The organism is Streptomyces sp. NPDC006261 (genome assembly GCF_040613515.1).
Classification (GTDB): Bacteria; Actinomycetota; Actinomycetes; order Streptomycetales; family Streptomycetaceae; genus Streptomyces.
In genome coordinates this window covers 15,971-41,393 of the sequence record NZ_JBEXSI010000051.1, presented here as the reverse complement: position 1 = coordinate 41,393, position 25,423 = coordinate 15,971, and the positions used below count along the sequence as shown (strand labels likewise).

The following is a 25,423-nucleotide window of genomic DNA, read 5'->3' as shown; positions in this document are numbered from 1 at the left end:
ACCGCCACCGCCACCACCGGAACCACCCCCAGGGAGAATGGCCGATGCCCCGCGTGCTCCTCATCGAGGACGACCCCGCCGTACGCGAGGGGGTCGAACTCGGCCTGCGCCGTCGCGGCCACGACGTACGGGCGGCCGCGACCGGCGAGGACGGCCTCGCCGCGCTGGCCGAATTCCGCCCCGACCTGCTGCTGCTGGACCTGATGCTGCCCGGAATGAACGGCGTACAGGTCTGCCGTCAGGTCCGCGAGCACAGCCAGCTGCCGATCATCATGCTCACCGCGCGCGGCGACGACTTCGACGTGGTCGTCGGCCTGGAGGCAGGCGCCGACGACTACATCGTCAAGCCCGCCCGCCCCGAGGTGATCGAGGCCCGGATCCGTGCCGTACTGCGCCGAATGGACGACAGTGGACCGGGCCGCCCGTCCATCGAGGTGTACGGCGAACTCACCGTCGACCGGGTCGGGCTGACGGTCACCAAGGCGGGCCGGCCGCTGTCGCTCGCCCCCTCGGAGCTGCGGCTCCTGCTGCACCTGTCCGCCGCTCCCGAGCAGGTGTTCAGCAGGCAGCAACTCCTGGAGAGCGTCTGGGAGCACACGTTCCACGCCGATGCCCGGCTGGTCGACGCCTGTGTCGCCCGTCTGCGCGGCAAGATCGAGCCCGAGGCCGGCAGCCCCCGCTACGTCCAGACCCTGCGGGGCTTCGGCTACCGCTTCGGCCCACTGTGATCACCAAGTCCCGCAGCGGCGGGAGCACGGCAGTGGGCGAAGGAAGGAGCACGGGCCCCGACGAACGGTCGCGGATCCGGGCGTTCGGCCTGCGCACGCGTCTGCTGGCCGCCTTCCTCCTGGTCGCCGTCGTCAGCGCGGGCACGACATCGGCGCTGACCTACCGCGAGGCCCGCAACGCGCTGCTGAAGACCGCCCAGGACACGGCGGTCTCCACGTTCCGTGAGCAGGTCCAGCAGACGGGCTTCGGCCTGCCCGTCCAGGGGGAGGGGCTGGAGGAAATCCTGCGCGACCTCGCCCGCAAGGGCAAACCGCGCCCCTGGGTGGTGTTCGCCGAGTACGGTTCCGTCCGCGCCTCCTCCGGCGAGAACCCCGTCTCCACCGTCATCACCCCCGAACTGCGCCGCGCCGCGCGGGCCAACCCCTACGGCGGCTTCGAGCGGGTCGTCAAGGACGGCGTCCCCTACCTGACGATCGCCATGCCCACGGTCTTCAGGACCGGCCCGTACAGCACGCTCCCCAGCGGGCTCGTCCTGTACGCCGTCATGAGGATGACCGACGAGCAGATCAACGTCGACGCCCTCCTCACCGCAGCCCGGGACGGTGCCCTGCCCGGCCTCGCCGTCGCGCTGGTACCCGGCCTGATCGCCGCGCGCAGTGTGCTGCGCCCGGTGCGGGAACTGCGGCGGGCGGCCAGGAGCATGGGCAGCGGCCGCCTGGACACCCGGATAGCGGTACGCGGCAACGACGAACTCGCTGATCTGGCCGCCACCTTCAACGAGTCGGCGGCCCAACTGGAGGCTTCGGTGCGTGGTTTGCGCGAGGCGGAGGCGCGCGCCCACCGCTTCGCCTCCGACGTCTCGCACGAACTGCGCACCCCCCTCGCCGGCATGCTCGCCGTCACCGAGGTCCTCGACGAGGACGCGGACCGCCTGGACGCCGACACCGCCCGGGCGGTCCGGCTGGTCAGCGCGGAGACCGGAAAGCTCGCCGTACTCGTCGAGGACCTGATGGAGATCTCCCGCTTCGACGCCCGTGCGGCCGAGCTGAACGCCGACGAGGTCGATGTGGCCGAGGCGATCCGCAAGACCCTCCAGAACCGGCACTGGAACGAGGACGACCGGGTCCACGCCGAACTCCCCCCCGGCATCAGGGCCCGGCTCGACCCGCGCCGCTTCGACGTCGTGATCGCCAACCTGGTCGGCAACGCCCTGCGGCACGGCGGCGGGCCGGTCACGGTACGTCTGCGCGCCGGGGAACGCCCGGCGGGAACGCCCGTACTGATCACCGAGGTGGCGGACCGCGGCCCCGGCATCCGCCCCGAATCGATCCCGTACATCTTCGACCGCTTCTACAAGGCCGACGCGGCCCGTACCCGCTCGGCGGGCAGCGGCCTGGGACTGGCGATCACCCAGGAGAACGTGCGCCTGCACGGCGGAACGATCCGTGCGGGGAACCGATCCGACGGCGGTGCGGTCTTCACCGTGGAGATCCCGCTCCATGCCGGGGAGGCCACCGAATGAGACGAACGCGGGCACACCGACGCGCGGCGGCCCTCGCCGCCGCGGCCGCCGTACCGCTGCTGGGCGGCTGCGGCATCCAGGAGACCGACCCCGTCGAGGCGGGCGGACCCGCGACCGTCGAGGCCTTCTACAACCGCAACGACGACATGATGCTCTTCTTCCGCACCCCCGACGGAGGGCTGAACCCCGTGCTCAGGACGGTCAGGCCGTCGGCCGGCTTCGGCGGCGACTACGTCGGGTCGGGCCCCGACACAGCACCCGGCCCGCCGCCGACGGAGAAGACCGTCATGGCCCTGCTGGCCGGCCCGGGCCAGGAGGACCGGGCCGCCGGCCTGACCACGGCCCTTCCTGCCGCCCGTCCCGGCACGGCAGTCACGGTGGAGACGGCCCCCGGCGGTACGGTCACGACGAACCTGCCCTTCCCCCTGAAGGAACTGAACACCACCGCTCTACGCCAGCTGACCTGCACGATCGCCTACAGCCAGGCCGCCGACGGCAAGGTCGTGGTGAAGCTGACGGGCCAGGACGGGGCGTCGAGTTCCGACACCTGCCTGCCATGAGCCGCCCTCACTGCTCTCGCCGCGCCGCTCCCTCCTGCAGGTATGCGGAGACCATGGCGAGGTCGTCGGCGATGTCCAGCACGCCGTTGAGGTCGGTGGTCGGAGTGGAGGCGCCGTTCACGCCGGCGAAGAAGACGTCGAAGCGGCCGTTGCCCTTGTCCAGGTAGCCGGCGATCGTGATGGCGCCGACAGCCAGGCGGTCGTTGAGCGCGTCCAGCCCCACGGCGGCGCCGGTCTTGGCGAACACCTTGCCGCGCGCGGGACAGTCGGTGCAGTTGCCGGCCAGCAGGCCGTCGACGCCCAGGATGGGCAGCGCGTTCCGGAAGACCTCCGCCTCGGGCGTGCGATGCCAGTGACTCAGCAACTGCACCACGGCCTTGGGCGTGGTCCGGTCGACGGGGTTCCCGCCGCGGCCGTCCAGGAGTTGGACCTGCTTGCGGTCGACGCCCGCGCGTTCCAGGAAGCCGGCCAGCACGGGGAAGCCGTCCATGCAGTCCTTGCTGCCGGCCGCGACCGCCATCAAGCAGATGGTGAGGTTGCCGCCCAGGTTGTGGCTGACCTTGAAGATGAGCTTGGCGTACTGGGCGTACGGCGGGGAGGTGAACAGAGCCACGCGCGGCCGGCCCTCGTACGAGCCGGGGAGTCGGCCGACCGGGTTGGCGCCGGTCGGGTGCGCGGTCACCTCCACCCCGGCCCGCCCCAGCGCCTCGATCAGCGCGGTGCGCCCGAAGGCCGCCGGGTCGGTGATGGGCGACACCTTCAGAGCCGGTCGGGAACCGGCCGCGATGGTGCCGGACAGCTGGATTCGGGTGCCGTTGCCGGAGGCCGTGACTTCGATGTCGGTCGGCTCACCCGCCGCCACCGTCCGTACGGTCGACGTGACCCGGTACGGGGCGACCTTCGGCCGCCAGTCCAGTTGCGCGGGCGCGCCGGGGCGGGCGCCAGGGGTGGTCAGCAGGTCGATGAGATTGTCGTTGATGATCAGCGGGGTCGGGGTGGGGTCGAAGACCGGCTCGGGCTGGAAGAGCCGGTCGTCGACGATCACATCCCCTTCCACGCGGGTGATGCCGGAACGCCGCACCTGCTGTGCGATCCGGTTGATCCCGGCGAGCGGGTTCTGCGGCGTGAGCGTGGCGCCGGGGAAGTCATTGGCGTACGTGTGGTCGAGGTCGGTGTAGTCGACCGTGCCGTCGGGGCGGGTCCTGCCGCCCAGCGTGAGGTCGCCCTGGGCGACGAGGCCGAGGTCGCCCTTCAGCGTGCCTCCGCTGCGCTCGCCGACCGCGTAGACCGGCGTCCTGAAACGGTGGTCGGCGCCGAGGGTGTCCCACGCGCCGGAGGTGCCGAACAGCTTGGCCACCGACCCGGGGATGAAGAACTGCTCGGCGAACCGGCTGTGGACGACCCGACCGGTGTCCGGATCCTGCTGGAGCAGGCCCCACTGGGCGTTGCGGTAGTCCGGCTTCCGCATGATGTCCGTGATCCGCGGGTCGAGCCGGCCGGAACCGCCGTCGGGCGACGAGACCGCCTGGGCCGCCTCGCCCGACGTCAGGGCCAGGAGCAGCAGGGCACAGCACCCTGCGACAACACGGCGCCGAAAGGGTCCGGATCTCTCTCCTCGCATGCCGATACGCACCGTTCGTCTCTGCGGTTTCCTGTCCATGGGGTCAGGTATGGACCCCGGCGGACACCGGATACGGGCGGCGCGAACGGGTGTCACCCGAACGGCACGGTGTATTCGTCGCAATGCGCGGGAGCGCCCGGACAGGCGGGGCGGCCCACAGGGTCGCCGGAATGATCGGTTACCTCGCCGCGTGTGCCGCCTTCGTCGTTCTGGCCCGCCCGTTCGCCGCCGCGGGGTCTGTGGGGCTGGGCCGTGGCCTCGCGCCTGATACCCGTGGCTGTCCTGGCGGTGCATGGCCTCGGCCGCCTCGGTCCTGGCATGCACCGCCGGTTCCGGCCACGGCCTGCTGTGGCTGAGCGCGGTGACGGCTCGGCTGATCGGCGCCCCGGCCGGCCGTCAGCCGACTGCCGTGCCCGTGTGCGCCCCCCGCCGCACCGTGACGGCGCGCAGGACCGTGCAGCCGAGGAGGCCGCCGATGGTGTTGGCGATCAGGTCGTTGACATCGACGGCGCGACCGTTGGCGAAGACGATGTACTGGATCAGTTGGACGGCTTCGATGCCCAGGCTGATGAGCGCGCTGGCCAGGACGGTGCGGCCGCGGTTGAGCCGGGGGAGGAGCAGCGGCAGGACGAGCCCGAGCGGCATGAACATGATCACATTGGCGTACCCAGGCTCGCGGCTCCGGCGGAGCCGGGGAGGAGCGTCATGACACCGGCCACCACCGCCGCGGCCGACAGTCCTACCGCCACTGTTCGGCGACGCCGGCTGAGCCGGTGCAGGCCCTTCATGATTCTCCTCGGGGGTCGCGGGTCACCATGGGTGCCGTGATCGTGCGGGCGTGTCGCGTCATTTTGAGAAGCCTTCATCCGGAGATACGTCAAGGGGGAAGGAAGTCGGGGAACCTGCCACGCCGGCACGTCATGGTGAGCGGCGGGAAGGGCACCCCACGCAATGGAGGCCTCCGGGCCCGGGGTCTCGTAACAGAAAAGTCGCGCTGTCCGGAGGATCGCTCAGTGATGCATCTCGCGGGCAGAAAGCGTTATGCCGAGCCCCGCGGTCTGGTCGTCGCTGTGGGAAAGGCGCCGCCACCAGCGAAGGTTCTCGGAGTGGCGGCAGCCGTTGCCGATACGGATCGAAGCTGGATCACCGGATCACATGCTCAAGGAGCGGGGTTCTCAGGCCCCGGTCCTGCGCACGATGAAGGAAGCCTGGCCGGCGAAGGCCCGAGTGCCGTCGGAGCCATCGAGCCAGACGCCACCGTCGCGGTGGCGGATGACCGATCCCGGATAGTTGTGCGCGTGCAGGGTCACTGATCCGGCGACTGCCCCGGGGCGCGGACAGAAGGTGGCGTCTTCACGGAACAGCCCGCTGCCGTCGTTGCCGCTCAGCTGGAGCCTCAGGTCACGATGGCGCAGATAGCGACCGTCGGCGGCGCGGAAGGTGACGCACCGTGTGTCGGCCAGCCCCCCGATCACCGTGAAGGTGACCCGCTGCCGTGTCTGCGCGCTGCTGGACGCGGAGACCCGGCCGAGCGTCGCGAAGTCGCCGGCATACGTGAGGTACAGCGCGGGCTGGTCCACGGACTCCAGCGACTGTGCGCCCAGCGGAACACTGCCTGCGGCGGCGGACGGACTCACCGGAGGTGGTCCGGCCGACGTGGTGGTGCGCGACGGGATCGGCGTGGGAGTGCCGGCCGTGGGGTGGCCGACCGTAGGAGTGGCGATGACGCCGGGCTCCCGATGCGCCGGTTCGGGCCAGGTCGCGTAGGTGGCGGCCCCGGAGATGAGAACCGCGCCGGTGGCGAGACTCACCAGCTGGTGAGCGGTCACCGCGTGGAGTTTGCCGATCAGCGCGCTGTGCAGACTCCCTCCCGCCGTCGCCGTGCCGGCGGCGACGTGTGCCGTGGCCACCCCGGCGGTGCTCGCGGTTGTACCCGACAGCAGGCCCTTGGCGGCCAGCGCGGCGATGAGTCCGGCCGGGACGGTCAGCGTCGCGAGGCTGAGGAGCAGTAGTTCGGCCGGAACCCGTTCTGTCGTCGTCGCCATGCAGACCGGGCAGCCGCGGGTGTGCCGCGCGATGCGCTTGCGCCATACCGATGCGGGGAGACCGTCCCAGCCGACGATGGTCTCGTCCAACTGCGGACAGCGTGGGTCGGACTCCAGCGCGGCGACGATCGCCCGGCTCAGTTCCAACTGCTCGCGCATGCGTTGCAGGCGTACTCCGACGTGGGCGACGGTGAGGCCCGTCGCGGCGGCGATGTCGTCACGGCTCAGCGAGCCGGCGCGCTCCTGCCACCACAGCGAGGAGAGCCCGTTGGTCCTCGTCGAGCCACCGGCCGGCTTCGACGGCCTGCCGGCGCTCGTCCGACAGATGCAGACGCAGGATCGTGACGTCCTCAAATGCGGCACCGGCGTCCGGTATCCGGCGTGCCTCGTCGATGACCGTGGTTCGGCCGGCGAAGGTGCGTTGCCGGTGCCAGTGGGTATTGATCTGGCGGAGCGTGATCGACACCAGCCAGGACCGGAAGCTCTCCGGGGCACGCAGGGCAGGCAGGTCGCGCACCACGCGCAGCAGGGTTTCCTGGACGACGTCGTAGACGTCGGCGTGTCCGCTCAGCGCTCGCCCGACGATGTTGTAGACCAACGGCAGGTAGGCGGCGATCAGCTCCTCGCGCGCCCGATCGTCACCGGCCTGCGCCGCGACGACCAACCCCGCGTGCTCCGCATCCATGAGCCCCATTCCCACCTCCCTCAGGGGAGCGGTCTTCCCTCAGGGAAGCGATCCGCCGAGTACGGCGCCTCACCTTAGCTTGACTCTGTCAGGGGTCTTGGAGTGGTTGAGGTCAGGTGCCTCGGTCAGGGCCACTCCACGCGGTCCTCCCACGAGGAACGCGAACCCTTGGTCCTCAGGACGCGTTCCCCTTCCGTCACGAACAGCGATGTCCGCCTCTGTCCTGACGTCGCATGAGGTCCCGTATGGCACGCGAATGGCACGCGGACCCCGAGAGGTCCAGATAGCAATGCACCACCAGGCCGCTGACCTGCGGGTGCATGGAAGAGCGGGTGACGAGAATCGAACTCGCGCTCTGAGCTGCTTGGGGATCAGCGGTGCTTGAACGGCTCTGGTGGATCTGACCTGCATTTTTGGCCGAGGCGGGCAAGGTGGGGGTGAGTCTCTGGGCACCGGGCTTCGGTGAGACCGGGAGGAGAGGAAGGTTGGCGAGGCGTAGCTTCGGCGCCCGGGGCCCGCCCCGAAACGGCCCGGGGCCCGGCGGGCAGGCGGATGCCGTCCTGGTCCGGGGCGGACCGGTCGGCTTCGCAACCCCGAGCTACCAAGAGGCCCTGTTCGAAGACGAACTGGTCCGCCGGAGCCCCTGCGCCATCCGCGGTGCTTTCGCCTGGAGGCGGGATATGGGCTGCCAACCGCCCGCGTCCGTTCCGAACGCGACGAGAAGCGGCGGTCCGGGTGCCGCAGCGGCCGCTCAGAGGTGACCGTCCAGGAACTGCCGTACCTCATCGATGGTCATAGGCCCCGTGCCGTGCGCCACCGCCGCTCCCTCCTTCAGCAGGAGGCAGGACGGAGCTCCGGTGATCCCGTGTCGCTCGGTTGCCGCCGGGCAACGCGTGATGTCGGTGCGGACGACCGTCAGGCGGCCCGCGTAGTCGGCGGCGATGTCGCCCACGACGACATCCATCACCCGACAGGGCTCGATTGCCTTGGGCCATGCCCCGGTGAAGTAAGCGAGAACCGGAACCTCGCTTCTCCCGAGGATGAAATCGAACTCCGCGTCCTCACGAGGCCGGTGAACCAGTTTTGTCATGGGAGCTCCTGACCTCACGTTTCGTACTCCGTCCCATCCTCCCTCGCGCGGTGTGCCAGGTCGGCCCCGGCCGGTCGTCCGACCGGCTGCCAGCAGGAAGGCACGGGCCGCCGCAGGACGGCGGTGCCCGTGGGGCGAGCGGCCGGCCCCTTGCCACGACGACCGGAAAGCCGTTTCCCAGGTCATAGCGGCTTGGCACCGGACACGAGCACGATCTCCGGACGCTCGCGGACGCGGCGGTAGACGGGTGACGCGTCAGCTGACCCGGAGGCCGACCGCCAGCGTCAGTTCAAGGACCCGGTGTGGTGATGCGAGATCGGGAAACAGCTCCCGGAGCTGCGACATCCGGTATCGGACCGTCTGGGGATGGACGAACAACGCCGCCGCGACCTCGTCCCGTCTGCCCTGGTGCAGCAGCCACGCCCGCAACGTCTCCTCCAGCCGTCGTGCGGTTGCGGGAGGCAGGGTCTGCAACGGTGCGAGGGCTCGGGCGCGCAGGTCTGCGAACGCGTCCGCGTCGGCGCTGAGCACCAGGTCGGGCAGGTGGTCCTCGGTGTCGCGAATGTCAGAGGAAAGGGAGCGCGCGCGTAGGGCTCGTGCGTACGAGGCGGACGCGTGGGTCCATGGCCGGGCCGGGCCGACCACGGCGGCGCGGTCGGTCAGCTGCCGTAGGAGACGTGATCGGTCGGCATCGGGGACGAGGAGCACACCGGTGGCATCCGGCAGATCGTCGAGGACGAGGGTGCTCGGGTCGAGTGTCCGGTAGGCAGGCCGGGCCTGGGCGGCGGGCAGCAGGACGGCGGTCAGCGAAACCGGAGGCTGCCACCGGGCCCGCTGGCCGGAGGCCAGCAGCACGTCCGGGCTCGCACCGGCGAGGAGGTCGCGGGCCAGGTGTTCCAGGTGGCGCTCGTGGGCTCTGCCCCGGGCGGCCAGTTCGTCGGCGTGGCCCGCGGCGCTCGCGGCGGAGAGCTCGTCGATGTAGGCGAAGGTCAGCTCGGCGAACTTTGCGACCTCGGCGGCGGGCAGACCCGCGGGTACGGCCCCCGCTGCCAGACATCGCCAGGCGACCCGGGCGCCGACGCGGTAGGCGCTGAGCAGGGCATCCATCGAACGGCCGTCGCGCACCTCGCCGCGGCCCAGCTCGTAGGCGGCGTCCCCGGCGTCGCCGCCTGTGGCGTTCCCGCTCGCAAGGTCCAGGTAGTGCCCCAGGGCGGTGCGGACGGCTCTGCGGATGGTGGCGCCCATGCGGCCCGACAAGGCATGGGCGTAGGGAGGAACCTCGTCGATGATCGCCCGGACGACTTCGTCGGCGGTGGTCTTCAGTGCCGCCCGAAGCGCGGTGACCGTCGTCTCGTCCAGGGTCAGTTCGCTGGCCCTCCGCATTGCATAGCTCATTCTTTGTTCCCTGCGAACAATTCAGCCGACCAGATTTACGTCCTGTGGTCAGGACTTTACGCCTAGAGGCGCAGCAAGCTGGAGTCATGACGAGTGGAGCCCTCCGCAGTAGGGCGTGGAAACTACTGGAGATGGTCACGACGCCGCTGCTGCCGTCGGACTACCTCGACCTGGTCAGCCCGCTGCGTGCGGGCGCTGACCTGTGTGGGCGCGTCGAGGCCGTGCACTACGAGACCGATGACGCCGCGACTGTCGTGATCAGGCCGGGGCGCAGCTGGCGCGGCCACACAGCCGGCCAGTACGTGAGGATCGGGGTCGACGTCGACGGAGTGCGCCTGTGGCGTGCCTACTCCATCACCTCGCCGACGAACCGCCAGGACGGCCGCATCACGATCACCGTGAAGGCGATCCCGGACGGCAAGGTCAGCAATCACCTGGTCCGCAGGGCGAAACCGGGCACGCTGATCCAGCTCGACCAGGCGACCGGTGACTTCGTCCTGCCGCGGGCCAAGCCCGCCAAGGTGCTCTACCTGACGGCCGGCAGCGGCATCACGCCCGTGATGGGCATGCTGCGCGACACCGAACTCGACGACGTCGTCATGGTCCACTGTGCGCCACAGCCTCAGGACGTGATCTTCCGCGAGGAACTGCACAGCCTGGTCGTGGACAAGAAGCTTCGGCTTGCCGAGGTGCACACCGACACCGACGGCAAGCTCGACATCGCCCGTCTCCAGGAACTCGTGCCCGACTGGGCCGAGCGCGAGACCTGGGCCTGCGGGCCCGCAGGTCTGCTCGACGCCGCCGAAGAGCACTGGACCGAACAGGGCGTCCAGGAACGCCTGCACACCGAACGGTTCCGCGCCGGGATCATCGTCGCCGGCGAGGGCGGCGAGGTCACGTTCAGCGCCACCGGCAAGACCATCGACGCTGACGGCGCCACGCCGTTGCTCGACATCGGCGAGGAGGGCGGCGTGCTCATGCCCTCCGGGTGCCGTATGGGCATCTGCTTCGGCTGCGTCACGCCGCTCAAGGCCGGCGCTGTCCGCGATCTGCGTACCGGCGAGATCACCGAGGCCGAGCCGGGCGTCCTCATCCAGACCTGTGTGTCCGCCGCGGCGGGCCCCTGCGACATCGAACGGTAGGAGCACCTTGACCGCCATCGACCCCACCGCCCACCTGACCGCCGACCAGATCGAGGAACTGGGCCGCGAGCTGGACGCCATCCGCGACGAGGTGATCGCCGACCGCGGCGAGAAGGACGCCGCCTACATCCGCCGGGTCATCTCGGCGCAGCGCAAGCTGGAGCTGGTGAGCAGGGGTGTGCTGCTGTTCTCGATCTTCCCGCCCGCGTGGCTGATCGGCACCGCCGGGCTGTCCGTGGCGAAGATCATGGACAACATGGAGATCGGCCACAACGTCCTGCACGGCCAGTGGGACTGGATGCGAGACCCGAAGATCCACTCCACCACCTGGGAGTGGGACCACGTCTCACCGGCCGATCAGTGGAAGCACTCGCACAACGAGCTGCACCACACGTACACCAACGTGATCGGCAAGGACAACGACCTCGGTTACGGCATCATGCGCGTCGACGAAGACCAGAAGTGGCACCCTTTCCACCTCGGCCAGCCGCTGTGGAACTTCCTCAACGCCTGCTTCTTCGAGTACGGCATCGCGGCATACGACCTGGAGCTCGGCAAGAACCTCCACAAGCGCCGCCGCAAGAACCCGGAGTTCCGTGCGCGGGCCAGGGCCGTCGGCCGCAAGATCCGTAAGCAGGTACTCAAGGACTACGTGATCCACCCGCTGCTGTCGGGCCCGTCGTTCCTCCCCACACTCGCCGCAACATTCACCGCGAACCTGGTCCGCAACATCTGGACCCACTCGGTGATCATGTGCGGGCATTTCCCCGAGGGCGTACAGGTCTTCGAGCGCCGGTCGATCAGGGGCGAGACGCGCGGCCAGTGGTACCTACGCCAGATGATGGGCTCGGCGAACATCAGCGGCAGCAAGGCCATGCACTTCATGACCGGCAACCTGTCGCACCAGATCGAGCACCACCTGTTCCCGGACCTGCCGAGCAACCGGTACGCCGAGGTCGCGGTGAAGGTGCGCGCTCTGTTCGAGAAGTACGAGCTGGAGTACGTCACCGGCCCGCTGCCCAAGCAGGTGTTCTCCGCGTGGCACAAGGTCTTCCGGCTCGCACTGCCGAACAAGCAGCCCAAGGTCGGAACGCCGGACCGTGAGCCGGGCCTCATCGCCGCCTGACAGTGAGGATGTACGTGAGCGTTCCCCGGCGGGGTCTGACCCGCCGCCTGACTGACTCAGGGCCCTCAACGGGATTTGTCGGCTCCGGCCGGGGGACGCTCGCGTGCATCCGCCGGACCGGGGGACGTGACTTCATAAGAGCCTGGCCAGAGGCCCCATCACTGTCTTGTCCGTCCTCCCGGCCGACGGGTGCCATCCCGGCCGGTCGAATGGAGAGGACGGCACGATCCACGATGGCACAGCATGAGGTCGAGGTCACCGGCGGCGTCGACACCCACAAGGACACCCACACCGCAGCCGCGATCGACACGGCAGGGCGGGTCCTGGGTTCAGCCCAGTTCCCCGCCTCCGCCCTCGGCTACCGCAAGCTCCTGACCTGGCTCCGCTCCTTCGGGACCCTGCTGATGGTCGGAGTCGAGGGCGCCGGAGCCTACGGCGCCGGTCTGTCCCGCTACCTGCGTGAACACGACGTGACGGTGGTCGAGATCGACCGCCCGGACCGCTAGACCGCCGCTGGCAGGGCAAGTCCGACCCGGTCGACGCCGAGGCGGCGGCACGGGCCGCGCTCGCCGAACGCCGCACCGGCACGCCGAAGTTCCGTGACGGCCGCGTCGAGGCCCTACGTGCTCTGCGGGTCGCCCGCCGCAGCCCGGTCCAGCAGCGGTCCGACGTCACCAGGCAGATCAAAACCCTGATCATCACCGCACCGGAAGGCGTCCGCACCATGCTGCGGCACCTGAAGGACAAGGACCTGCTGACCATCTGCGCGGGTTTCCGCCCCAGCCTCGACCAGGCGGGCGACCCGAGCACCGCGACGAAGATCGCCCTGCGGTCCCTCGCCCGCCGTCACCGCGACCTGGGCCAGGAGATCGATGAACTGGACGAGCTCATAGCCCCGCTCACACAGGAGATCAACCCCGGCCCTGACCGAGCTGAACGGCGTCGGCCCGGACGTCGCGGGCCAGCTGCTGGTCACCGCGGGCGACAACCCCGACCGGCTCCGCTCGGAAGCGGCGTTCGCGATGCTCTGCGGCGTCGCCCCACTGCCGGCCTCATCCGGCCGCACCCACCGCCCTCGCCTCAACCGGGGCGGTGACCGAGCGGCGAACGCGGCCCTCTACCGGATCGTGCTCTGCCGCCTGCGCTGGGGCCAGCGAACCCGCACCTACATGGAACGACGCACCAAAGAGGGTCTCTCGAAGAAGGAGATCATCCGCTGCCTCAAGCGGTTCGTCGCCCGCGGGATCTTCCACGTCCTGACCGCCACCAACGCCACAGCAGCAGCCCCGAGTCACCTCACAATGACATCCATAAGAGCATCTCCCCGGCCGCACCTCACGCCCTTGGGCGACGTCACTGCTGCCACACGACGGCCTACTCGGCCAGTGGAGTCCGCTGCTGCCCAGGTCCTACAGGTTGGTGAGCGCACGCCGGACAGCAACTGAGTGGGAGCTTCTCTCCGGTTCCACGACGAGCCGACGGCAGATGAGAAGGGCGACGAGGTGGACCATGACTTGGTGTGAGCAGGTCCCTGGTACAAGCACGGCCGGGGGCGGCGCGGCAGGCCCCCTTTTGAGCTGATGTACACCCCGGCCTGGCTGGCGACCGAAGCCGGTCGGCGACATCCGGATTCCGCTCCGGGCCGACAAGAAAGCCCCGGGCGGCTGGCCTGGGGCTCTTTCGTGGAGCGGGTGACGAGAATCGAACTCGCGCTCTGAGCTTGGGAATCAACGGTTCTTGAACGGTAGTAGTCGCTCTGACCTGCATGTTTGGCCGGATCGGTCGAGGCTGGTGTGGTCTCTGGCCACCGTACTTGACCGCTGCTATCCGCTCCGAAGGGCACGGATGGGGCACGAGGGTGATCGATGCCGCCGTGCCGTGAGCGGAGAAGCGTCACCGTGCTGGATCAGGCGCTTGCCGTCGTGCGATTTCATCCCTGGCGATACGGGCGGTCGGCGGACCGCGTCTCAGTGCGGTCACCAGCGAGGCAATGTGAGGTACTAAGGTACCGTAGATGTGGAGATGGGATTTATGACCACGGCTTCGAAGCCGCCCCGGCAGTCGCCGCTCAAGGTGGACCCGGCGACGGACAAGTTGATCAGCCAGGGCGCGCATTTCCTGGGCCTGACGAAGAAGGACCTGGTCGCGGAGGCGGTACGGGTCTATCTGGACCAGAGGCGTGAGGATTTGCGTGAGGGCATGGTGGAGGCGCTCAGCGTCCTGGACGGCTCCCTGAAGTCGGACGTCATGCTCCTGACCGGGCTGACATCGGAGGAGATCGACGCGGTCGGCGGGATCGACGAATGACTGGTCCCGCTGCGATGCGTCCCGCCAGGCCCACCCTGCGACGCCTATGCGATGACCTCGGACTCCCCCTGCCGGCGGTGACCGACCCCCTCGACGGGATCGAGCACCCGATCCTGGCGAAGACCGCCGAGCAGTTCGCGGCGGACGATGCCAAGCATGAGCGCATTCGCGCTGTCGATGACCAGGTGTTGTTCAAGGTGAAGGTCCAGCGCTGGCGCGGGGCGGTCTGGGTGGACGCCGATCTTCCGTGGCTGGTGGCGGCCGGCCGCCGCGAGGACGGCTCCACCGACGACTTCTACGCCGCTCTCGAAGCTGACGGCAAGACCGCCCGAACCCGCTACAACGCCGGCAATGCCGACGCACTCAAGTCCGCCACGTACACCGCCCACTTGCTCCCCACTCGCGACGACCACGTCCGCTATCGCGCCGAAGCGGGAGTCCGTTTCGTCAGGCGGCTCCGGACCACGGTTCTGACCCTGAGCCGTTCTACCCTCCGGGACGGCGAGGAGCACACGGTAGATTTCGACACCTTCACCATCGGCCTTCAGGTCCGCGCCGACGACGGTCACGAAACCTACCTCGCGGTGCGGATCACGGGTTCGGTCCCGTCGAACCTCGCCACTTTGATCCTGCGCAACGTCCCCGGCTGTGAGGCCGACGGCTGGTACCCCGAATACGCCCTGCCGGAGCGGGACCTGCTCCCCGCCGAACAAGCCTGGTCCAACCTGATGGACCCTCGCGAAGCCGCCCGAGTCCTCGACGCAGAGCCGTAGCAGCCGGAACAGAAACAAGGCCCAGGTCACTGACCTGGGCCTTGATTGAAGAGCGGGTGACGAGAATCGAACTCGCGCTCTGAGCCGTGTACAGCAGCGGACAGCAGCGTCCGTCAGTGAACTGGACAACGATGAGCGATGGAGCAGGTAGCCGGGCGGACGTGATCAGTCCAACAGCGGCAGCGACGGACGCCGTTCCGCAGAAAGTCCCGACCGCTCAGGCTCTGGCCACTTGGGAAGGTCGGCAGAGTCCCCGCCGAAGGCGAGCACGGTTTGCGAGGCGAGGTCACAGCACGCTTGGATGAAGCCTTCAGCGCCCATGAGGCGCATCGAGTGCCTACCGCTCTTCAGGGGCCACAACGCTCCAGAGCGGTTCGACACCGCGTATGGGTCCCCTCCGTGGCTCAGGATGTCGCGGAGGTTCTTCATGTCGGCGAGGTACAGCTGCACCTCTTGGGTGCCCACGTAAGCCGTCCAACGCGATCGGTTGCCGGGGGCATTGCCCAGAATTCTCGTACGAACTCCCCAGTCGTTGGTGAAGAGCCGGACCGCGTGCTGCTGCCCTACGTGGCGGAGCTTGTCCGGGTTGAGCGGGAGATGCCGCGTCTGGGACGGATCGAGGGCAAGGACGTCGTTGAAGAAGGCTTCGACGGCCGCGTAGGACATCGTGAAGATTCCCCACCGCAGGGCGTACTGCTTCGTCGAGCGCCCGAGCGACTTGCCGTCCTTCCCGATCAAGCCGTCGATGTCGCGGTGAAGGCCCACCAGCAGCGAAGGGTTTTGCAGCCCGGCGGATAAGGCGTTGGCGGCGTCGATGGCAGCGGGAAGGTGAGGGTGCGGAGGCATGCGCGCGATCGTAATGGCTGCACTGCCGGCGTCGGTCAGGGTGGGATACCTCGTTACCCGGTTGATGGACTTGGCGACGCCTACGCACCAGTGGCGTCGACGAATCCATGGTTAGCCGGTGCCGTTGGACGCTGCGCGAGGGACCAGGTGGTGCAAAGGTGGTGCGCGGTTCCTGATCAGGTCTAGACAACGATGAGGCCCCAGGTCGCTGACCTGGGGCCTCATGGAAGAGCGGGTGACGAGAATCGAACTCGCGCTCTGAGCTTGGGAATCAGCGGTTCTTGGGCCGCTGGAATGGGTCTGACCTGCGTTTCCTCGTGAGGAAGCTTGGACTGTCATGGTCTCTGGAGGCTGTACCTGACCGCTGTTGTCCGCTCTGCTGGGCATGGATGGGGCACGACCTGAATGGATCGGACGCCACGTCCGGAGGCGCCCGGCTCTCGCCCGCGAGGAGCCGACCCCGGCACCAGCCTCCATGGCGGCCGGTCCCCAGAGGTCTCTCACGCTGGTCATTCCGCTTTTCTTAGCAGTTCGATGACGGCGTTCTTCAGTTCGTCATCCGACAAATCTTCCGGCTCTATGAACTGCGGGTCGATGGAGTAGTCCTCCAGCAGCGAGAAGACACGATCGAGAAGAGTCTCCAACGGATCGCGGACCCGCTCGCCCTGCTGCTGCGAACGACGACGTGCGTCCAGCCAACCGACGGCGAATTCCGCCCCCGTGCAGCGCCCGGCTGCTACATCTCTCATAAGTGCCAGCTGCTGGCCCGTGGCGGTGGCCTCAGGAACGTCCCTCGGGTGCTTCCAGGCGATGTGTCCGGGAGGAAACGATCGAGCGGTCGACTCCAGAGCGGGCCATTTCCGTGCTGCTGCCCGAGCGTAACGGGCGAAGCGAGCACGCGCCTGGTCCACTCCCTCCGGCGCCGCTCCCGCGAGGAACGCCGACGTGCCGGCGACCAAGGCGTAGCCCGGCCCGGGAAAGAGGACCGCGCCCTCCAGGTTCGCAGCGACGAGCAGAAGATCCGCAGGCAGCGAGACAAGGCCCGGATCGGCCGGCGGCAGGCTGTCCGCAGGGGCGATTGCCCCGGCGGAGGGGTGAATCACCAGGACGGCGTCGGCTCCTGCAGTCCGGCATCCCTCGGTGATACGCCTGACGAGAGAGTCGTCCGTGCGGCTGCCTGCCGGCACCGGGGCGATCTTCTTCTCTCCTGTCGCGAGCCATTGTCCGCTGAAGGCGCCCTGCCTGTCGAGAACAGTCATGGCGCTTTCAGTTCCGCCCTCGTTCGACTCAATCACCATAGGAACCCTTTATCGATGATGCTCTGAAATTGCTTGTCGCCCAGTTTATAGCCCGACCAGAATTTTCCGGTGTCCGCGTGCAGCATGACCATCTTCTGAGTGGTCGGGTCAATGAAGCCGATCGCTTGCCCTTGGCCTCTGTAGTCGAATCGGTAAATCTTCGTGTCATCCGCTTTTATGTGAGCCCGCATACTATCTTCGAACCTTTGGAGATTCGCTTTTTTGAGATTACCCGGCTCGTCCAAAAAATCTCCCGCATGGGCGTGGAATTTCTTGCTCATCACACTCTGGCTGGAGAAGTCGGCTTTTTCTTCCCACCCTCCTCGGGGGCAGGGTCCGAGCCCCAGCGGATCGGACCAGGTGTGGGGGTTGTGGACGTAGGTACGGGGGTTGGGCGCGGGCGAAAGACCGAGAGGGTCGGCTGTGAGGTAGCGCGCGGTCTGCGGATCGTAGTGCCGATGGTGGTTGTAGTGCAGGCCGCTCTCCGGGTCGTAGTACTGGCCGGGAAAGCGGAGTGGCGTGTACGTCGTGCTGTCCCTCGGCCATGTCGTGCTGCCCCAGAGAGCCACGCGGGACTGCCACCCCACGGTCCCGGTCTCATCGATGAGTTCGGTGGGGGTGCCGATCAGGTCGGTGGCGATCGCGAAGAATCGCTCGTCGATCACGTCCTGTCGCGTGGTCGAGCACAGGATGCGTTCGGTCTGGGCGATCGGGCGAATACCGTCGTGATCCCAGGTGAGTGTGATTGGACGAGGAAGCTCCGAAGACAACGTGGTCTGCTCGCAGAGCGTGGTGCCATCCCAGGAGAAACGAACCTCCTCGCCCATGGGGTCACCCGTGTCGGACAGCCGGACTTTGCTTGTGCGGCGGCCAAGAGGGTCATAGCGGTAGCGCCACGTGATGCCGTCCGGGGTGGTCACCGCCGTCAGACGGTCCTCGACATCCCACGTGTACTGCCAGGTGTCGGGCTTGCGGGACACCCGTGCCTTCCGGCGGGCAGTGACCCGGCCCAGAGCATCGTGCTCGAAGCGGATCGCGCCGGCCCGAATGATCTCCGTGCCGGCATAGGAACGAGGCCCCGTAGCCTCCTGGCCGGGATGGGAGGCAGTCCAGGACGCCGAAGTCTGATTTCCGTCGGCATCGTAGGCATAGCTCTCGGCCCATCGGTCCGCCGTAACGGACACGACCCGGCCGACAGCGTCCAGGGTGAAGCGCGACATGCCGCGCAGTGTGTCGTCGACCGCCGTGAGCCGGTCGTCGGCGTCGTAGGTGTAGGACCGGCGGTTCACTGTGTCTTTGCCACGGAAGATGTGCTGTGCGACCAGCCTGCCGACGCCGTCCCACGCCGAGTTGAAGGTCAGCTCGGGCCCGAAAGCGCGCGTCAGTTCGCGGCCCGCCAGGTCGTGGGTGAATGCGATGGTCCGGTTGCCGCTGATCAGCTCGGTGAGCCGGTCGGAGGCGTCATAGGCGTACCTGGTGCGCTGACCGGTGGGTGTCATGCGCTGGGTCCGGCGGCCCAGCGCATCGTAGGTATAGGTGGTGGCTCGGCCGTCGGCTATCTCTGCTTTCACACGACCGATTCGGTTGTACTGATAGAGCAGTTCGCCTTCCTGCCCCACAGCATGGAGCAGACGCCCCGCTCGGTCGTACGAGAAGGTCGTCACCGCGCCCGCCGCGTCCTTGCGGGTAACTCGGCCGCACGCGTCACGCTCGTACGTGATGGACTCACCCAGCAAGTTGGTGCGCGTGACTACCTGTCCGGCAGCGTCCGACTCGTAGGTGAGCGTGCGGCCGTCGAAGTCCGTCTCCGAAACGAGCCGCCCCGCAGGGTCGCGTGTGTACGACCACACCGAGCCCAGCGTGTTCCGGACCTGCGTGAGGTTGAGTTCGCCATCGTGCTGGAACTCGAAACTCGCTCCTCCAGGTGACCTGCTCGCCGAGAGGAGATCGAAGTGCGTGTACTCGAAGTGGGATTCCCGTCCGAGCGCGTCGACGTGACGCGTACAGTTCCCTTCGCCGTCGTAGGTCCAGGACTCCTTGGAACCGTCAGGGGTGGTGCGACTGGCCAGCTGTCCGTCGGCTGACCATTCCAGGACCGTGGTCGCACCCAGTGCGTCGGTTATCCGGACAGGGCGACCCAGGAGGTCCCGCTGGTAACGGGTGGTGGCACCGACGGCGTCCGTGACCGCCACGGGCTGCCCTGACGCATCGCACCGTATCGAGGTGACCGCTCCGAGCGGGTTGGTCATCCCGGTCAGGAAACCGGCAGCGTCGTAGCTGTAGCGCGTTGTGTGGCCCATGGGATCGGTGACGGCGGTCCGATTACCGAGGTCGTCGAACTCCTGCAGCCAACGAGCACCATCTTGAGCCGTGTAGTGAGTTGGCAGGCTGAGCCGGTCGAAGGCGATGTGCTCCTCACTGCCATCGGGGTGGAGGACCGCAGTCTGTCTCCCCTCCTCGTCGTACTGGTGAGTTGTGGCGCGACCGAGTGGGTCGGTGAGCGTGAGCAGCCTTCCGCGGGCGTCGTGGGTGAAGCGAGTGGTATGGCCGAGCGGGTCCGTCGTGGAGAGGATGCGGCTGCCTCTGCCGACGAGAAAGCGGGTGGTGTGACCGCGCGCGGTCGTCAAAGAGGTCGTGCGGTGGCCGGTCGCCGTGTCCGGATCGGTGTAAGCGAGGGTCATCTGCAGGTGTCCGCCCTCGCCTCCCTGTGCGATCACGCGGTCGTTGTTGTCGTAGGTGTAGTCGTAGCGGTGGTTGTTGGAGTCGATCCAGGCGGTGATCCGCCCCCGATCGTCGTAGATGAAGGTGAGTGTGGCGCCGGACGGTTTCGTGACGGTGGTGAGATCGCCGCCTCTGTAGCCGTAGGACCTGATGGGGATCGCTGCCCCGGTCTCATCTCTCACACTCAGCACGGTGATCACTGTTCCGGTGCTGGTGAGCGACAGGCGGTACCCAGCGGAGTGGACGAGTTCCTGCGTGTGCCGTCGGCAGTGCGATCGATGCTGATGACGTTGTTGTTGCGGTCACCGATCTGGACGAGCCAGGCGGTTCCGTCCTGGCCGGGTTCTGTTCCGTGAGGGGCAGCGAAGTACTTGGCCAGTCGGGTGTCGGGGTCGGTGAGGGTGTAGTCGCCGGTTTCATCACGGCTCAGGGAATTCCGTGAGGTGCCGGATTCCGGGCGGGTGGGCAATCCGGGCAGGGGGTGGGGGTAGGTGATGAGCAGTCCGTCGTCGGTGACGTGAATGACGCCGTTGGCATCGATCTCCAGGCGCTCGTCGACGGTTGAGGACCAGGAGGGTCCGAAGAACCGGCCGGCGCTGTAACCGGACTCGAAGCGACGTGTGAACGCCAGGGGCAGTACGCCGGGGAGCCTCACGTCGGTCTGAGGGAGGAACATGCGACCGGAGGCGAGGTCAACCGGGTCAGTGCCTCCGCTGGTGCGCTCGCTGTCGGGCCGGTTATGGGTACCTTCGGGTGAGCGGTTCTCCAGCTTGCGGGCGTCGGAGGCGATGTCGGCGGCTTCCTTCACCACCCGGGCGCCCTTGACACCTGCCCCGGCGCCGCCGGTGGCAACCGTGAGGGCGGCGTCGGGGAGGAGTCGGCCGAAGCCTTCGGCGGGGTCCTTCATGAAGTCGGTGACCATTTGCTTGCCGGTGCCCCAGGGGTCGTTGGCGACCCGGACGAGTCCGGCGGCGGTGTTGTTGAGCGCGAGCCCGTATTCGGCGGGGTGGGTGATGTTGTACAAGTCCATGGGGTTGACGCTGCGCGCGAAGGTCAGAATGCCCGCCGCGCCCTTGACGACGCCGCCCGCGAGGTGGGTCTTGATGACCTGGTACTCGGCGAGCCCGTCCATGGCCTGCTCGGCGTACCGCGGCTTCTGAGGGGCGGTGTCCCGCGCCGCCGTCACCGCCTTGCGCGCGGTCTCGGCGGCGGTGTTGCGCTGTTTGCGGGCCTCGGCGAGCAGTTCCTGGGCCTCCTTCATCCGCGCCGTGCCCGGATCGCTGAAAGTGCCCGGCTTGGCCGGCAGGGTGGAGGGATCGCGCTCGTCGGCGGGCTTGGCGTTGTAGACGTCGACGGCCTTGTTGTACGTGGTCGTCTTCTCGTTGTACGCGTCCCTGGCCTCCTCCGACGCCTTCGTCCCGGCCTTCCACTTGTCGATCGCGGTCTGCGCCTGGCCCTGCGCCCACTCCACGGTCCCGGCGAATGAGTCGAGCGCGCCCGCCGCCTTCTCGAACGCGTCGGCGGCCTTGAACCACTTCGGCGGTTCGACCGACACGGAGTTCCGGAACGCGTCCGCCGCCTGTCCCTTGAGCGCGGACGAGTCCACGCCCTTGAGCCCGCCTCCGACCTTGTCGAACGCGCCTTGGAGCTTACGGAGGTGGGTGGCGGTGGACCGGATCTCGGACGGGCTGCCGTAGACGAGCTTGGTCTTGTCCTCGGTCTGCCCGAGGTCCATCTCGTCGACCTCGGCGCCCATCCGGTTCGCCACGGACCGGGACTTCTCCCGGACCCAGTCCGCCCCGGACTCCCAGCCGGCGTCCTGCAACCGGTCACCGGTCCAGTTCCCGGCATCCTCGACCCGGTCACCGGCCCACTCGACACCGTCCTCGACCGCGTCCTCGACGACATCGGGCGTGATGTCCCGGACGAAATCCCCGAACCCCATGACCTAGTTTCCCCCGCCCTGCTCCTGCTGTCGGGCCCGCTCCTCGGGGGAGGGGCCGAACATGTCGTCCACGGACCGGTCGAACGCGTCCTGGTCCACGCCGAACATCTCGTTCAGCTGGTCCGCCTGACGTCCGCCGTCCCCCTCGGTGACGAGCGCCCGCCCGGTGTCCTTCCAGGTCTGTCCAGCCTCGTCGGCCGTGCGCTCGAACGACTCCTGGCTGTAGTCCGGACTCAGATAGTCCGGGGTAAGCACATCGCCCCAGTCCTGCTGCACGATCTCGTCCTCGGACGCATGCGGATTCCCGACGCCTGCGTTCACGGCGATCTTCATCGTGCCCTCGACGTACCGGTCCTCCTCCCATACGATCCCCGCCGCAAGCCCCAGCTTCGCCGCGATCGCATTGGCGTCCTGGACCAGCGCCCGAACACCCCATTCCCACCGCTCGCAGAAGTCCTCGAAGTCCACCGACAGCCCGTGATGCCCAGCTTCCATGCCGGTCATCGACAGCTCCGAGAGCCCCTTGCCGAGCACCGCCCCCGTACCGGTGCCGATCTCCTTCAATTCCGCCACGGCTTCGCGTAGTCCGGTGGTGATCTGCTGAACACTGACCGGATCGACGTTGAGGTCTTCCGCCCCCGTACCGCTCACCGTTACCGTCCCCCGCTCGGCACGTCCGCGTCGACGGCGTAGGAATCCGGCACGATCCCCACCACCGGCGGAAACAACATCGACCCGTCCGGATCAGCCACATTCACCGCGACCCCGGCCGGCACCCTCATGGCCGGAATGACTTCGTCCAGCAACCGCGCCCCCCGGAACGCGGCATACTCCCAGCTCCGCGAGGCGACTCCGGCCCCCTCCACGGCAGCCCGCTCCTCGGCGAATCGGGCCAGCGCAGCCTCGTCGGTGAACCCGCATACCCACCGGATCCCACCAAGTTCGGCGGTCCACAACCCACCCCGGTCGTACGGCACCAGCACCAGTGCCCGGCGCAGCTCACCCACCAGAGCCCGCGGATCCCCGACCCCGGCCCGCCGCTCGGCCATCCGATCCACCAGCGCTGCCCCGTCACCCACTGGAAGCCCTCCCCACCCGCGAGCTGTGATCCTTCACGTCTGCACACGCTAGAACACCACGCTCGTCGGCAACCCCCTGGTTCCAGCCGTCCCCACAGCCTCCACACCTCGGGCCGGTCCCGAACACAAGAAAGGCCCCGGTCACTGACCAGGGCCTTCATCAAAGAGCGGGTGACGAGAATCGAACTCGCGCTCTGAGCTTGGGAATCAGCGGTGCTTGGGCCTCTGGAAGGGCTCTGACCTGCGCTTTCGCATTGCTCGAGATGTAGGGCTAGGGGCTCTGGGGACCGTACCTGACCGCTGTTGTCCGCTCCGCTGGGCACGGATGGGGCACACGGGTGGGCGGTGCGACGATTCAGGCCGAGAGCCATTCCGAGTCCGGGACGACGGTTTCGACGCGCTCGCTGACACAGCGTCCCAGCCCTTGGGGGGTGCCAGCGGAACCGAAAATCTTCGCGCGGGCTTCGGCGCAGCACCAGTACAGTCGATCGGACCATGTGACGGTGATCGTGGGCAGCATTTTCCTTGCGGTGATTATGTCCCGCTCCTCGTGTTCGCTTGGCTCTTCGCCCGGGGCGCGGGTGGCAAGCCGTACGCACTCGCCGACTCATGAGTCCTCATCGTGTCTCGGCTTGGGAAGGTCTCCCTGTGGTGGTGAATGCGCGTTTGGGATGCTTGTAGGGCCTGCGGCTGTGCTGCGGAATGATTCGGCCCGGCGGATCACGGAGCCGTGCGGTGAGTCTGATTAGACAAGGCAGGCGCAGTCCCATAGTGATCTCTTTGGACGCTCGCGTATATTCAGTGAATGAGCGAACAGCCCTATGTGCACAACGAGTTGCGTGGTCGCGTTGATGGTCCTGTTGTGCAGGCGGGCACTGTACATGGAGACCTTAACCTCGATCTTTCGTGATGGGTCGTCGGATTCTTCGGTGGCCCGTTTCGGCTTGTCGGGTCGGTGACGGGTAGAGCGAGGGCCCGACTGTCGCGTCGGGTGTGCGCCGGGTTCCACGGGGCCGGCAGTGGGTGGTGCTGCTCGTTGGGGCGGGTGGTTGTTGCTGCTCAGCCGGGATTCGGGAGGGCGTCGAGTCGCTGGATCGCGCTGGTGATCACGTCTGTCCAGGGCCAGTGGCCGGCGAATCTCAAGTGTCGGCGGCGGGCGGTGGTGACGAGTTGCGCGGCGGCGCTGAAGAGGCGAAGCCGCAGGCGGCGGGGCTCCCAGAGACGGGGTTTGCCGGTCAGGGCGAGCATCGGCAGCCAGGCCAGCAGGTCCAGCGCGAGCTGGACGATCTCAAGCCAGATCCGGTTCTGGGCGGTGTCGTGAAGGGGCAGGTTGCGCAGGCCGGTGGCGCGAGCGTTGCGGATACGGTCCTCGGCTCTGGCGCGTCGGCGGTGCCGCAGCTCAAGTTCGGCGATGGGGCTGTTGATGGTGTTGGTGGCGAAGCAGGTCAGCCTCAGGCCGTCGGCGTCGGTGAACCGCAACTGAGCTCCGGGGTGTGGACGTTCCTTACGGACGATCAGCCGCATCCCCTTGGGCCAGCCGGTGAGTACGTCACCGTCGAGCTCAGCGACCCAGGCGCCGTCGCGGATCTCACCACCCGGTTCGACGGCGGGCGTCCAGGCGGAGGCCGGGACCTTCAGGACGGCCTGATGAATCTGCTCGGTGATGGTCATCCCGACCGAGTACGACAGCCACCGGCCCCGCTTCGCGAGCCAGGCCACGAACTCGCGCGTCCCGCCGCCGGAGTCGGTACGGATCAGCGTGGACCGGCCCCGCCGATACCTCTTGGGAAGCTGGGCCAGGGAGAGCTGGGTGGCGGTGATGTGGTCGGCGGCGGTGTTGCTGCCCGCGTTCCCGGGCCGCAACAGAGCGGCCACCGGCTCCCCGGTGCCACCACTCCCGTGATCGACGAACCCCATCAGCGGGTGATGTCCGTAGGTCTTCTTCCAGGTTGCGGCCGCGTCCTGCTTGTCGGAGTGGGCCAGCACCAGCACTCCGTCGAGGTCCACGATCACCTGACCCGAAGCGTCCGGCGACGAAGCCCCGGCCAACTTCCGGACTCGCTCGCGCACTTCGGCCCGCGCTGATCGGATCGCGCTCAGAGCCTTCGGCCCGGCCGCGGCCAGGGTGTCGATCAGCCGGGAGACGGTCGGGTCGGAAGCCACCGGGCCGAACACGGCCGGCTCGGCCCTCAGCATCCCGGCATCGGCCAGGCAGTCCCCGCCCAGCCCGACCGCCAGGGCCACATCCAGCAGGATCTTGCCCGGATCGTGCACCGCTCGAGCCTTCCGCCACGGCGCCAGCGCCGCCGATATCGCGGTGTCCAGACCAGCCTTGCGGACGGTCTCGACCAGCAGCACGCCCCCGGCCTGGGACACCACCGCCCGGCCGCCACCCTCGATGCGGACACACGGGTACGACCCGATACGCTTCTTCACCTGAGAAGTGCTTCTTTCCACGGCACGATCTGGACCCTCGACAAGTCCTATCGTTGCAGGTCAGGAGCACTTCTCGCGTTTTCGATCACGCTTCGGACAGCCC

Annotated in this window: 18 protein-coding genes and 3 pseudogenes; 9 read left to right on the top strand and 12 right to left on the bottom strand. The window is 68.2% G+C overall.

Going from position 1 to position 25,423, the window contains the following annotated elements:
- The first annotated feature begins 44 nt into the window (after window positions 1-44).
- Genes ABZ154_RS27450 through ABZ154_RS27440 form a run of 3 tightly spaced genes read left to right on the top strand, consistent with a single transcriptional unit; the run spans window position 45 to window position 2,811 of the window.
- Window positions 45-728 carry a response regulator transcription factor gene (locus ABZ154_RS27450; RefSeq protein ID WP_356836902.1) on the top strand — a complete coding sequence of 228 codons (684 nt, stop codon included), beginning with the start codon at window positions 45-47 and terminating at the stop codon, window positions 726-728.
- A 32-nt stretch (window positions 729-760) separates the two neighbouring features.
- The gene (locus ABZ154_RS27445) at window positions 761-2,251 is read left to right on the top strand and encodes a HAMP domain-containing sensor histidine kinase (protein WP_356836900.1); all 1,491 of its coding nucleotides are present in this window, start codon (window positions 761-763) and stop codon (window positions 2,249-2,251) included.
- Complete coding sequence (locus tag ABZ154_RS27440; protein ID WP_356836898.1) at window positions 2,248-2,811, top strand: hypothetical protein; 564 nt, start codon at window positions 2,248-2,250, stop codon at window positions 2,809-2,811. Before ABZ154_RS27445 ends, ABZ154_RS27440 begins: the two co-directional genes overlap by 4 nt.
- Before the next feature lie 7 nt (window positions 2,812-2,818).
- On the opposite strand, the gene dacB is transcribed toward ABZ154_RS27440, so the two are convergent.
- Window positions 2,819-4,432 (bottom strand): D-alanyl-D-alanine carboxypeptidase/D-alanyl-D-alanine-endopeptidase, encoded by a 1,614-nt coding sequence (gene dacB / locus ABZ154_RS27435; protein ID WP_356836896.1) that lies wholly within the window; start codon window positions 4,430-4,432, stop codon window positions 2,819-2,821.
- A gap of 146 nt (window positions 4,433-4,578) precedes the next feature.
- On the opposite strand from dacB, the pseudogene ABZ154_RS27430 reads away from it, so the two are divergent.
- Window positions 4,579-4,820, top strand: a pseudogene (locus tag ABZ154_RS27430) (DUF998 domain-containing protein); the annotation flags it as partial.
- A gap of 8 nt (window positions 4,821-4,828) precedes the next feature.
- On the opposite strand, the gene ABZ154_RS27425 reads toward ABZ154_RS27430, so the two are convergent.
- The 5 genes from ABZ154_RS27425 to ABZ154_RS27405 all read right to left on the bottom strand — a co-directional run bounded on the left by ABZ154_RS27425 (window position 4,829) and on the right by ABZ154_RS27405 (window position 9,647).
- Window positions 4,829-5,083: a VanZ family protein gene (locus tag ABZ154_RS27425; protein ID WP_356836894.1), complete on the bottom strand. Its 255-nt coding sequence runs from the start codon at window positions 5,081-5,083 to the stop codon at window positions 4,829-4,831.
- A 524-nt stretch (window positions 5,084-5,607) separates the two neighbouring features.
- Window positions 5,608-6,636 (bottom strand): AbfB domain-containing protein, encoded by a 1,029-nt coding sequence (locus ABZ154_RS27420; protein WP_356836893.1) that lies wholly within the window; start codon window positions 6,634-6,636, stop codon window positions 5,608-5,610.
- Between the two features lie 58 nt (window positions 6,637-6,694).
- Window positions 6,695-7,171, bottom strand: a complete 477-nt coding sequence (locus tag ABZ154_RS27415) for a sigma-70 family RNA polymerase sigma factor (RefSeq protein ID WP_356836891.1) — start codon at window positions 7,169-7,171, stop codon at window positions 6,695-6,697.
- Between the two features lie 742 nt (window positions 7,172-7,913).
- The gene (locus tag ABZ154_RS27410; RefSeq protein WP_356836889.1) at window positions 7,914-8,252 is read right to left on the bottom strand and encodes a thioredoxin domain-containing protein; all 339 of its coding nucleotides are present in this window, start codon (window positions 8,250-8,252) and stop codon (window positions 7,914-7,916) included.
- 255 nt (window positions 8,253-8,507) lie between these two features.
- Window positions 8,508-9,647, bottom strand: coding sequence for a helix-turn-helix domain-containing protein (locus ABZ154_RS27405; RefSeq protein WP_356836887.1), 1,140 nt, complete (start codon window positions 9,645-9,647; stop codon window positions 8,508-8,510).
- Window positions 9,648-9,778: 131 nt separating this feature from the next.
- On the opposite strand from ABZ154_RS27405, the gene ABZ154_RS27400 reads away from it, so the two are divergent.
- The 5 genes and pseudogenes from ABZ154_RS27400 (at window position 9,779) to ABZ154_RS27380 (ending at window position 14,995) form a co-directional block, all read left to right on the top strand.
- Entirely contained in the window at window positions 9,779-10,789 is a 1,011-nt protein-coding gene (locus tag ABZ154_RS27400) for a ferredoxin reductase (protein ID WP_356836885.1), read from the top strand.
- A 7-nt stretch (window positions 10,790-10,796) separates the two neighbouring features.
- On the top strand, window positions 10,797-11,915 hold the full coding sequence (locus tag ABZ154_RS27395) for an acyl-CoA desaturase (protein ID WP_356836883.1): 1,119 nt from the start codon (window positions 10,797-10,799) through the stop codon (window positions 11,913-11,915).
- Between the two features lie 233 nt (window positions 11,916-12,148).
- Window positions 12,149-13,177 (top strand): annotated as a pseudogene (locus tag ABZ154_RS27390) (IS110 family transposase); the annotation flags it as partial.
- 769 nt (window positions 13,178-13,946) lie between these two features.
- On the top strand, window positions 13,947-14,222 hold the full coding sequence (locus ABZ154_RS27385; RefSeq protein WP_030595208.1) for a hypothetical protein: 276 nt from the start codon (window positions 13,947-13,949) through the stop codon (window positions 14,220-14,222).
- 77 nt (window positions 14,223-14,299) lie between these two features.
- On the top strand, window positions 14,300-14,995 hold the full coding sequence (locus ABZ154_RS27380; protein ID WP_356836881.1) for a hypothetical protein: 696 nt from the start codon (window positions 14,300-14,302) through the stop codon (window positions 14,993-14,995).
- A 165-nt stretch (window positions 14,996-15,160) separates the two neighbouring features.
- Here ABZ154_RS27380 and ABZ154_RS27375 read toward each other — a convergent pair whose 3' ends face one another.
- From ABZ154_RS27375 to ABZ154_RS27350, 6 genes and pseudogenes are all read right to left on the bottom strand, one after another.
- Window positions 15,161-15,841, bottom strand: a complete 681-nt coding sequence (locus tag ABZ154_RS27375) for a hypothetical protein (protein WP_356836879.1) — start codon at window positions 15,839-15,841, stop codon at window positions 15,161-15,163.
- A 509-nt stretch (window positions 15,842-16,350) separates the two neighbouring features.
- Window positions 16,351-17,100, bottom strand: a complete 750-nt coding sequence (locus ABZ154_RS27370) for a hypothetical protein (protein ID WP_356836877.1) — start codon at window positions 17,098-17,100, stop codon at window positions 16,351-16,353.
- Window positions 17,101-17,132: 32 nt separating this feature from the next.
- Window positions 17,133-21,805 (bottom strand): annotated as a pseudogene (locus tag ABZ154_RS27365) (putative T7SS-secreted protein).
- 3 nt (window positions 21,806-21,808) lie between these two features.
- Complete coding sequence (locus ABZ154_RS27360) at window positions 21,809-22,456, bottom strand: hypothetical protein (RefSeq protein WP_356836875.1); 648 nt, start codon at window positions 22,454-22,456, stop codon at window positions 21,809-21,811.
- 2 nt (window positions 22,457-22,458) lie between these two features.
- The gene (locus ABZ154_RS27355) at window positions 22,459-22,884 is read right to left on the bottom strand and encodes a hypothetical protein (RefSeq protein WP_356836873.1); all 426 of its coding nucleotides are present in this window, start codon (window positions 22,882-22,884) and stop codon (window positions 22,459-22,461) included.
- Between the two features lie 1,059 nt (window positions 22,885-23,943).
- Window positions 23,944-25,320, bottom strand: a complete 1,377-nt coding sequence (locus ABZ154_RS27350) for an IS1380 family transposase (protein ID WP_356836871.1) — start codon at window positions 25,318-25,320, stop codon at window positions 23,944-23,946.
- Window positions 25,321-25,423: the final 103 nt, after the last annotated feature.